Here is an 11,201-nt window from a genome sequence, read left to right as displayed (position 1 = left end):
GGACAGCCCTATGTTCTTTTGGCGCTTGTATTCAGCTGATTGTGCAGGAATCGCCGTTTTCCTCTAAAAATGCAAAAAGCGCGCCTGATATTGTGCAGAAATCGCCATTTTTCTTCCAAAATGCAAAATCTCGCTCAGAAATTGTGCAGAAATCGCCATTTTTCTTCTAAAATGCAAAACCATGCCCAGAAATTGTGCAGAAATCGCCGTTTTTCTTCTAAAATGCAAAATTATGGCCAGAAATTGTGCAGAAACCGCCATTTTTCTTCTAAAATGCAAAATTATACCCAGAAATTGTGCAGAAATCGCCATTTTTCTTCTAAAATGCAAAATTATGCCCAGAAATTGTGCAGAAATCGCCGTTTTCCCTCCAAAATGCAAAACCAGGCCTTGATATTATGCATAAAACCCATCCCATTAGGCGGACACGTCAAATACGCATTTATATAAAAACAGCGCTGCTCCATAGATGCTTTCTCATCTACTTCGCAGCGATGTTTTTTCTTCCTTTTAAAGTATGTGCTCTGTCTGGCTGACAGGATGTTACATTGTCATCTTTAATCCGCAGTTAAGTTTTTCTGTGCGGTTGCCAGCATCAGCTTAATCCGGTTCAGCTGGTTCACCTCACTGGCGCCGGGATCGTAGTCTACAGCAATGATGTTGGCGCCGGGATTGGTCCGGCGAAGCTCTTTGATTACGCCTTTTCCGACAATATGGTTGGGCAGACAGCCAAAGGGCTGGGTGCAGACAATATTTTCTACACCAGAGTGAAGCAGCTCCAGCATTTCTCCGGTCAAGAACCAGCCCTCACCGGTTTGATTGCCCAGGGATACATATTCCTTGGCCATGTCAGCCAGTTCCCAGATGCGGGAGGGGGGCGTAAAGTGTTCGCTGGAATCCAGCTCCCTGCGGGCTACTTTCCGGAAATATTCCAGAAGAGCAATACCCAGATTGCACAGGCGGGCAGTGGAGCGTTTTCCTCCCAGATGATCGGCCTTAAAGTTGTTATTGTAGAAACAGTACAGCAGGAAGTCCATTAGATCCGGAACAACGGCTTCAGCGCCTTCGGCTTCCAGCAGCTCTACAATATGGTTGTTGGCCAGAGGAGAGAATTTTACAAGAATCTCGCCTACAATACCTACGCGAGGCTTTTTGACAGTAACCCTTGGAAGACGGTCAAAATCACGGACAATGCCTCGAATGTTTCTTCTAAATTCGATCATGCCGGCTGCCCTGGTAGAAAGACTGGCAATACAGCGTTTTTTCCACTTTTCATGGAGCGCATTGGCAGCGCCCGGTTCCTTTTCATAGGGACGGGTAGCATAGAGAACCCGCATGAAAATATCACCGTAAACCACAGCCTGCATGGCTTTGGTGATCAGTCCCGGCGTCAGGGTAAATCCGGGATTGGTTTCCATGCCGTTGGCATTGACAGAAATAACAGGAATCTGAGGCATTCCTGCTTTTTCCAGCGCCCGTCGGATAAATCCGATGTAATTGGAGGCGCGGCAACCACCTCCGGTCTGAGTCATAAATACAGCTGTTTTATTCAAATCATATTTTCCTGATAAAAGGGCAGACATGATTTGTCCGATTACAATCAGGGAAGGATAGCAGGCGTCATTGTTGACGTACTGCAGCCCAGTATCAATGGATTCCCGGCTGTCATTCTGAAGGATTTCTATGCGATATCCGAATGCCCGGATGGCAGGCTCAATCAAATCAAAGTGAATGGGCGACATCTGAGGACATAACAGGGTATAATCCCGCTTCATTTCCTTGGTAAAGATAACTCGGTTGTAGGCGCTGGAAACCACTCTCTGCTCCAGAGATTTTTGTCTCCGGACACGAAGCGCCGCAATCAGGGAGCGGATTCGGATCCGGGCAGCTCCCAGATTGTTGACTTCATCGATTTTCAGCACTGTATAAATTTTCCCGGCGCTGGTCAGAATGTCATGAACCTGATCCGTGGTGACTGCGTCCAGGCCGCAGCCAAAGGAGTTCAGCTGGATCAGATCCAGACAGTCGCAGGTTTTTACATAGGAGGCCGCCCGATACAGCCTGGAGTGGTACATCCACTGATCCGTGACAACAAGAGGCCGCTCCACCTGACCTAGGTGACTGACAGAATCCTCAGTGAGAACAGCCAGTCCATAGGACGCGATAAGCTCCGGAATGCCGTGGTGAATCTCCGGATCCACATGGTAGGGACGTCCGGCAAGAACAATGCCGTGGCGGTCATGCTCTTTCAGCCATGCAATGGTTTCCTCACCCTTCTTCTCCATATCCCGTCGGGATGCCAGAAGCTCCTGCCAGCCTGCATGGGCAGCCTTCTGAATCTCGATGGAGGAAATCTCATATTCCCTGCCAAATTCCACAATCAGCTGTTTCGTAAGAATCTCTTCGCTGGTAAAGGCAAAGAAAGGATTCATAAAGTGAATATGGTTTTCAGCCAGCTCCTCTACGTTATTTTTTATGTTTTCTGCATAGGAAGTAACCATGGGGCAGTTGTAATGGTTTCCGGCATCGGGAGTTTCATTCCTCTCGTAGGGAATACAGGGATAGAAAATATCCTGAACGCCCTGCTTAATCAGCCAGGTAATATGGCCGTGAACCAGCTTTGCCGGATAGCACTCAGACTCACTGGGAATAGATTCGATACCCAGCTCATAAAGCTGTCTGGTGGACTGAGGGGAAAGCAGGACGGAAAAGCCCAGCTCCCTGAAAAATACAGCCCAGAACGGGAAATCCTCATACATATTCAGAACCCTGGGGATGCCGATAACTCCGCGGGGGGCCTGATCAGCTGTAAGTGGTTCGTAGCCGAAAACACGGCGGAACTTGTAGTCAAACAGGTTTGGAACCTCTTTTTTTGATTTTTCCCGGCCGAGACCGCGTTCGCATCGGTTTCCGCTGATAAACTGGCGTCCCCCCTCAAAACGGTTGACGGTGAGGACACAGTGGTTGGTGCAGCCCTTGCACCGGGTCATCGAGGTTTCATATTTTAACTGCATGATCTTGTCCAGAGGCAGCATGGATGAGGTTTTCTGGCTGGTGTACCGTTCTCTGGCAATCAGAGCAGCACCGAAAGCGCCCATGATTCCTGCAATATCAGGACGGATAGCTTCGCAGCCAGATATTTTTTCAAAGCTTCTCAGCACAGCGTCATTATAAAAGGTTCCGCCCTGAACCACCACATGAGAACCCAGATCGGATGGACGGGTAATTTTGATTACCTTAAATAAAGCATTTTTAATGACAGAATAGGCCAGTCCTGCAGAAATATCTGCGACAGAAGCGCCTTCCTTCTGAGCCTGTTTGACATTGGAATTCATAAATACCGTACAGCGAGTGCCCAAATCCGTAGGATTCTTGGCAAACAGCGCTTCTTTGGCAAAATCAACTACGCTGTAGTTCAGGGATTTGGCAAAGGTTTCAATAAAGGAACCGCAGCCGGAGGAGCAGGCCTCGTTCAGCTGAACGCTGTCTACGGTGCTGTCCTTGATTTTAATACATTTCATATCCTGACCGCCAATGTCCAGGATACAGTCTACATCTGGCTCAAAAAATGCAGCGGCATAATAATGGGAGATGGTTTCCACCTCTCCCTCATCCAGCATCAGGGCAGCCTTTAAAAGAGCCTCTCCATAGCCGGTTGAGCAGGACCAGGCGATTTTTGCCGTGTCTGGAAGCTGCTGGCGGATTTCACCGATGGCCCGTATGGCAGTGGCAATAGTGCTGCCGTTGTTGTTGTCATAAAAATGGTAAAGAAGACTTCCATCCTCTGCGACAAGCGCCACCTTGGTTGTAGTGGAACCGGCGTCAATGCCCAGAAAGCAGTTTCCGCTGTAGGTGGAAAGCTCCGCTTTTTTCACACAGCTCTGACGATGACGGCTGCAGAAATCCTCATATTCCTCCTGTGAGGCAAACAGCGGTTCCATACGCTTAACCTCAAACTCCATCTGAATGCCGGAGGAGAGGCGCTTGCTCAGCTCGGTCAGGGAACTGGAGATATCGTTCTTTGCATTCATAGCGGCTCCAGTAGCAGCAAAAAGATGAGAGTGTTCTGGCGCTACAATATGCTCTGCATCAAGATTCAGAGTCCGGATAAAGGCATGTCTTAACTCTGGAAGAAAATGAAGAGGTCCGCCCAGAAAGGCAACCGTACCACGGATAGGCTTTCCGCAGGCCAGTCCGCTGATGGTCTGGTTGACAACAGCCTGAAAAATAGAGGCAGCCAGATCCTCTCTGGTAGCCCCTTCGTTGATCAGCGGCTGTATATCAGATTTTGCAAATACTCCGCACCGGGCTGCAATCGGGTAAATCATCTGATAATGTTTTGCATAATCATTCAGACCGGATGCGTCTGTCTGCAGCAGAGAGGCCATCTGATCAATAAAAGAACCGGTGCCGCCAGCACAGATTCCGTTCATTCGCTGGTCAATTCCTCCGGTAAAGTAAATGATCTTTGCATCTTCCCCGCCCAGCTCAATGGCTACATCTGTCTGAGGAGCATACGCCTGAAGCGCAGTGGCTACGGCAACAACCTCCTGGGTAAAGGGAATGTTCAGATGTCTGGAAAGAGTCAGACCGCCGGAACCTGTGATACTGGCCCTGACGGTCATTTCTCCCAGTTTTTCTTTTGCCCGAGACAATAAAAGAGCGAGCGTCTCCTGAATATTGGCGTAGTGACGCTCGTAGTCGGCAAATAATATATGGTTATCGCTGTCTAATACAGCGATTTTGACAGTTGTGGAACCGATGTCGATTCCTAAAGAGTTATGTAATTTCATGTTTTCGGGAATGTTTTTCCCCGCCTCCTTATCTGAAACACGTAAAATAGCATTTTTACACCTCAGTTTAACATAAAACATGAGAAAATACAATTTTCATACCTGTTAAAAAAAAGTTAAGAAACTGTATAAAAACTGTGAGATTTGAAAAATTAGGTCTTTTGGTTTGACAAACAGGCTGGCAGAAACTATAATGATATAGCAGTAACTCTGAAAATATGGAAAAGAAAGGATGGATGGCAGCTATGGATGGTGGCTCGTGTTACCACGCGGAAACAGAAGATGGACGAAAGCGCATACCTGCATTGCATTCTTAAATTCAGAGAGGAATCAGAAAATTTTCTTTCCTGAAGAACCGCGGTGCAGGTATCTCCAGCGCTGTGGCAGACAATAATATTATAAGGAAAGGAATAATCTGACATGGTTCGTATTTTTAAAACAGAGGAAGGCGTAGTTCGCCAGATTGAAGAGATTGAGAGCGGATGCTGGGTTGCACTGACCGACCCGACAGCTACGGAAATTCTTGAGGTGGCAGAACGGTTTGGAATTGATCCGGATGATGTGAAGGCACCGCTGGATGAGGAGGAGCGATCCCGTATTGAGAGCGAGGATACCTACAGCCTGATTGTTGTGGATATTCCGCTGATTGAGGAGCGCAACGAAAAGGACTGGTATGTGACCATCCCTATGGGTATTATTATGACAGAAGAGGCAATCGTGACTGTCTGCCTGGAGGATACCCCGGTGTTGACAGCCTTTATGGACGGCCGGGTGCGGGATTTCCATACCCATATGAAGAGCCGTTTTATTCTGCAGATTCTGTATAAGAATGCTTCCTTGTATCTGCAGTATCTGAGAATTATTGATAAAAAGAGTGAGGTAGTGGAGCGTGAGCTTCACAAATCCCAGAGAAACCAGGAGCTGATTGAGCTGCTGGAGCTGGAAAAGAGCCTTGTGTACTTTACAACCTCCCTCCGCTCCAATGAGATGGTGCTGGAGAAGCTGCTGCGCAGCGAAAAGATCAAGAAGTATCCGGAGGATACGGATCTTCTGGAGGATGTTATCACAGAGAATAAACAGGCCATCGAGATGGCCAATATTTACAGCGGTATTCTGAGCGGAACCATGGATGCCTTTGCATCGGTTATTTCCAATAATCTGAATATCGTAATGAAGTTCCTGGCTACGATTACGATTGTTATGTCGATTCCGACAATGGTAGCCAGCTTTTATGGAATGAACGTCAATTCAGTGGGAATGCCTTTTGCTTCCAGCCCCTATGGTTTTGTGATTGTTCTGGGCTTTGCAGCCCTGCTGTCCGGCCTGGTAGCGCTGATTTTTTCCAAGAAGAATCTGTTTTAATTGTTGGCAAATAGGTTTCGGAAAGGAAGATTCATGGAGTTTTTCAGAAAATTAGAAAGAAAGTATCAAAGATATGCGATACCGAATCTGATGTATTATATTACAATTCTTTATGCAGTTGGACTGGTAATCTGGCTGGTAAATCCGATTCTGTATTTTGAATATCTGAGTCTGGATGTGGGGGAAATTCTCCAAGGACAGGTTTGGCGGATTGTGACATTTTTGCTGTTTCCGCCGGCATTTGGAAACTGGCAGTTTTCTACCGTGTTTTTAGGTGTTTTAGCCCTGTTTGTATACAATAATCTGGGTCAGACGCTGGAAAATGTTTGGGGTTCTTTTCGATTTAATGTATTTTTTTTGATGGGTGTGGTAGCTCAGGTTCTGGCTGCCTTTGTAGGATATTTTATATTTAAGGAAAATTGGATGCTGACAACAGGCTTTCTTAATTCTTCGGTTTTCCTTGCATTTGCCATCTGTTTTCCGGATGCGCAGTTCCTTCTGTTTTTTGTATTGCCGATTAAAGCCAGATGGCTGGCAGTGGCAGAGGGAGCGGTGTATCTGTTTGACTTTATCAACGGCGGAATGAATACAAAAGTGGAGCTGGCAGTTTCTTTGCTGAATATCCTGGTATTCTTTGCTATGACCCGCAACTACAAGCGGTATGCGCCTAAGGAGATAAAGCGGAAGCAGGAATTTAAACGGGAAATGAAAATCATAGCGCCTGGACAGGCAAGACATCGCTGCGCAGTATGCGGCAGGACAGAGCTGGATGGAGAAAATCTGGAATTCCGCTACTGTTCCAAATGCGAGGGAAATTATGAATACTGCCAGGATCACCTGTACACCCATCAGCATGTTACAAAGAATTCTGGACAATAGGCTGTAAAAAACGGAGGACAATTTTTTATGAAAAAGACAAAAATCATATGTACCATGGGACCAAATACCAACGACAGAGATCTGATGAAGGCTCTGGCTCTTCATGGCATGGATGTTGCCAGATTTAACTTCTCTCACGGCGATTACGAGGAACAGAAAATGCGTCTCGATATGTTGAAAAGCATCCGTGAAGAAACTGGGCTTCCCATTGCCGCTCTTCTGGATACGAAGGGACCGGAGATTCGTACCGGACTTCTGAAAGATGGAAAAAAGGTAACTCTGGAAGCTGGACAGACCTATACTCTGACAACCAGAGAGATTGTGGGAGACAATCAGATTGCTCATATTAACTACAGCGGATTAAATGAAGACGTAGCAGAAGGCAACCGGATTCTGATTGATGACGGACTGATTGAGCTGAAGGTACAGGAAGTAAATGACACAGATATTGTTTGTCAGGTTATAAATGGCGGTGAACTGGGAGAGAAAAAAGGAGTTAATGTACCAAATGTAAAAATTAAGCTGCCGGCTCTTACCGATAAGGATAAGGCAGATATTCGTTTTGGTATTGAGCAGGGCTTTGATTTTATTGCTGCATCCTTTGTACGTACAGCAGATGCAGTTCGTGAGATTCGTGAAATTCTGGATGAGGCTGGTTCTTCTATTCAGATTATTGCCAAGATCGAAAATGCAGAGGGAATTGAGAATCTGGATGCGATTATTGAAGCCAGTGACGGTATTATGGTAGCCAGAGGCGATATGGGCGTAGAGATTCCGGCAGAGGAAGTTCCCCACATTCAGAAAATCATTATTTCCAAGTGCAACCAGGCCTGCAAGCCGGTTATTACTGCAACACAGATGCTGGATTCCATGATCCGTAATCCCCGTCCTACCAGAGCAGAGGTAACGGATGTGGCAAATGCCGTATATGACGGAACCGATGCTGTTATGCTGTCCGGTGAGACTGCTATGGGTAAATATCCGGTGGAAGCTCTCAGCATGATGGCTCAGATTTGTGAGTCTACAGAGAAATATCTGGATTACGGCTCCTACCGCAAGAGAAAGGTTTCTGCTGAGAATGAGCAGAATATTTCCAATGCAGTGTGCTATTCTTCAGTTTCCACTGCACATGCACTGAACGCCAAGGCAATTATTGCTCCGTCCATCAGCGGCTTTACAACAAGAATGCTGTCTAAGTGGAGACCGGGCGTACAGATTATTGGTCTGTCTCCCAGCGCTTCCGCTGTGCGTCAGATGCAGATTTACTGGGGAGTTCGTCCTTTCCAGGCAAAGCGTGCTGAATCTACAGACGTGCTGATTTGGTCCTCTCTGGAGCTTCTGAAGAACAAGGGAATTCTGGAGGAAGGCGATGTTACGGTTGTAACTGCAGGCGTTGTCAGCAGAGCAAGCCGTCATGAGCCGGCTGCAAACACGAACATTATGCGTGTAGTTGTTGTTGACTAAGAACAAAATTTAGAAATTGTTATGAGATAACAGAGACAAAGAAGTCTGATATGGCAGAAAAATGTCATTCAGACTTCTTTTTGTATCATAGGAAAGTTCGCTCTATGATACAAAAACGCTCCGCGAGGAACGCCATGCGGCGGAAGAGAAATTTTTCTTGTTTTAGAAAAAGTCAGTATAGGAGGTTAGTATGGATAAAAAACCATTTGTTACAAAGGAACAGCTGGAAATCATTACAAAGAAATATCCGACCCCTTTTTATCTTTATGATGAAAAGGGCATTCGGGAAAATGCAGAACGTCTGAAAAAGGCTTTTGCCTGGAACTCCGGATACCGGGAATATTTTGCCGTGAAGGCTACGCCGAATCCCTATCTTTTGCAGATTTTGAAGGAGGAGGGCTGCGGAGCTGACTGTTCCTCCGCAACAGAGCTTATGATGGCAGATGCTGTGGGATTTTCCGGCCATGACATTATGTTTTCCTCCAATGAAACTCCTCCGGAGGAGTTTGCTTTGGCAGAAAGACTGGGAGCTGTCATCAATCTGGATGACATTACCCATATTGAATGTCTGGAAAAGACTCTGGGCTATATACCAGAAACCATCAGCTGCCGCTATAATCCAGGCGGTGTATTCAAAATCAGCAACGAGATTATGGATAATCCGGGAGATGCCAAATATGGGATGACAACGGATCAGATTGTTGAGGCATTTCGTATTCTGAAAGCAAAGGGGGCCAGACATTTTGGAATTCATGCCTTTCTTGCCAGCAATACAGTAACCAATGAATATTATCCCATGCTGGCAAGGATTCTGTTTGAGCTGGCTGTAAGGCTGCATCAGGAAACAGGAGCTCATGTGGCCTTTATTAATCTCTCTGGAGGCGTCGGTATTCCTTATCGTCCGGATCAGGAGCCCAATGACATTATGGCTATAGGAGAGGGCGTGAGAAAGGTATACGAGGAGGTGCTGGTTCCGGCGGGGATGGGAGATGTCAGTCTCTGTACGGAGATGGGACGGTTTATGACAGGACCTTATGGGTGCCTGGTTACGAGAGCTATTCATGAAAAGCATACCTATAAAGAGTATATCGGCGTAGATTCCTGTGCGGTCAATCTGATGCGTCCGGCTATGTACGGCGCCTACCATCATATTACTGTGGCTGGAAAGGAAACAGCTGTCTGTGATCACAGATATGATATCGTGGGCTCTCTCTGCGAAAACAACGATAAGTTTGCGATTGATCGGATGCTTCCAGAAATAGAGATGGGAGATCTTTTGGTGATTCACGATACCGGGGCTCACGGATTTTCTATGGGGTATAATTACAATGGAAAGCTGAAATCAGCAGAGCTTCTTCTGAAATCAGATGGAACGGTACAGAAGATACGAAGGGCAGAAACGCCGCAGGATTATTTCGCTACCTTAGATGAGTGTCCCATGATGGAAAAATACAGAAAGCACAGCGAGGTATAGGAGAAGGGAGAGAAAAGCAGGAGAGAAGGGAACGTTTAGGGAAAAGAGCCTGAAAAAACGGAAAAAACGCCGGAAAGCTGCAGAATATCAGCTTTTCCGGCGGGGGATATTAATCGTTCTAATGGAACCTATACGTTAAAGCGGAACAGAATAACGTCTCCGTCCTTTACCACATAATCCTTTCCTTCCAGTCCAACCAGACCCTTTTCCTTTGCCTTGGCATAGGTTCCACAGTCCAGCAGATCCTGATAGTTTACAACCTCAGCGCGAATAAATCCGCGTTCAAAGTCAGAGTGGATTTTTCCGGCAGCCTGAGGAGCTTTGGTTCCAACTTTAATGGTCCATGCTCTGGTTTCATCCTCTCCGGAGGTCAGATAACTAATCAGACCCAGAAGTCGGTAGCTGGCAGCAATGAGCTTGTCCAGACCAGATTCGGAAAGACCAAGAGCCTCTAAGTATTCCTGCTTTTCATCATCGTCCAGCTCAGCAATTTCCTGCTCAATCTGAGCGGAAATAATAAATACCTCAGAACCGTTTTCAGCAGCAAACTCTCTTACCGCAGCAACATGGGAATTGGAAGCTCCGTCGTCTGCCAGATCTTCTTCACCTACATTGGCGGCAAAAATAACCGGTTTGCAGGTAAGCAGATTCAGGGAATTAACAAAAGCCATAACATCCTCATCCTCGTTCTCATAGGTGCAGGCCAGCTTGCCGTCTTCCAGAATTACCTTCAGCTCTCTTAAAACGTCCAGCTCTTTTGCCAGAGACTTATCATTCATGGCAGAGCGGGCTGTCTTTGCAATCCGGCGTTCCAGAATCTCCAGATCTGAAAAGATCAGCTCCAGATTGATGGTTTCAATATCGCGGAGAGGATCAACACTTCCTTCTACATGAATGACATTTTCATCCTCAAAGCAGCGGACAACGTGTACAATAGCGTCTACCTCACGGATATTGGCCAGAAACTGATTGCCCAGACCTTCGCCCTTGGATGCTCCTTTTACCAGACCGGCAATATCAACGAATTCGATAACAGCTGGAGTTACCTTTTTGGAGTGATACAGATCGCCTAACAGCTTTAAGCGCTTGTCAGGAACAGGAACTACGCCTACGTTGGGATCGATGGTGCAGAAGGGATAGTTTGCAGATTCTGCGCCTGCCTTGGTCAGAGAATTAAACAGTGTACTTTTTCCTACGTTGGGAAGTCCCACGATACCTAATTTCATTTT

Annotated in this window: 7 protein-coding genes; 4 read left to right on the top strand and 3 right to left on the bottom strand. The window is 46.5% G+C overall.

Annotated elements, in window-relative coordinates; all coding sequences use genetic code 11:
* Positions 1-63: 63 nt before the first annotated feature.
* Positions 64-312: a hypothetical protein gene (locus ACESON_RS00310; protein ID WP_373107877.1), complete on the bottom strand. Its 249-nt coding sequence runs from the start codon at positions 310-312 to the stop codon at positions 64-66.
* Between the two features lie 245 nt (positions 313-557).
* Positions 558-4,793, bottom strand: coding sequence for an acyl-CoA dehydratase activase-related protein (locus ACESON_RS00305; protein ID WP_373107875.1), 4,236 nt, complete (start codon positions 4,791-4,793; stop codon positions 558-560).
* Between the two features lie 420 nt (positions 4,794-5,213).
* Between ACESON_RS00305 and ACESON_RS00300 the strand changes: the two genes are divergently transcribed.
* The 4 genes from ACESON_RS00300 to ACESON_RS00285 all read left to right on the top strand — a co-directional run bounded on the left by ACESON_RS00300 (position 5,214) and on the right by ACESON_RS00285 (position 9,972).
* Positions 5,214-6,155, top strand: coding sequence for a magnesium transporter CorA family protein (locus ACESON_RS00300; RefSeq protein WP_373107874.1), 942 nt, complete (start codon positions 5,214-5,216; stop codon positions 6,153-6,155).
* Positions 6,156-6,188: 33 nt separating this feature from the next.
* Positions 6,189-7,034 carry a hypothetical protein gene (locus ACESON_RS00295; protein ID WP_177958915.1) on the top strand — a complete coding sequence of 282 codons (846 nt, stop codon included), beginning with the start codon at positions 6,189-6,191 and terminating at the stop codon, positions 7,032-7,034.
* Positions 7,035-7,061: 27 nt separating this feature from the next.
* The gene (gene pyk / locus ACESON_RS00290) at positions 7,062-8,498 is read left to right on the top strand and encodes a pyruvate kinase (RefSeq protein ID WP_373107872.1); all 1,437 of its coding nucleotides are present in this window, start codon (positions 7,062-7,064) and stop codon (positions 8,496-8,498) included.
* A 190-nt stretch (positions 8,499-8,688) separates the two neighbouring features.
* On the top strand, positions 8,689-9,972 hold the full coding sequence (locus tag ACESON_RS00285; RefSeq protein WP_177958813.1) for a diaminopimelate decarboxylase: 1,284 nt from the start codon (positions 8,689-8,691) through the stop codon (positions 9,970-9,972).
* A gap of 128 nt (positions 9,973-10,100) precedes the next feature.
* On the opposite strand, the gene ychF is transcribed toward ACESON_RS00285, so the two are convergent.
* Positions 10,101-11,198 (bottom strand): redox-regulated ATPase YchF, encoded by a 1,098-nt coding sequence (ychF, locus tag ACESON_RS00280; RefSeq protein WP_177958812.1) that lies wholly within the window; start codon positions 11,196-11,198, stop codon positions 10,101-10,103.
* Positions 11,199-11,201: the final 3 nt, after the last annotated feature.

The organism is Lachnoclostridium sp. Marseille-P6806 (assembly GCF_964238185.1).
In the GTDB taxonomy this organism is placed as follows: Bacteria; Bacillota; Clostridia; order Lachnospirales; family Lachnospiraceae; genus Brotaphodocola.
The sequence above is the reverse complement of the archived record's forward strand: the minus strand, read 5'-3'. Positions and strand labels throughout refer to the sequence as shown.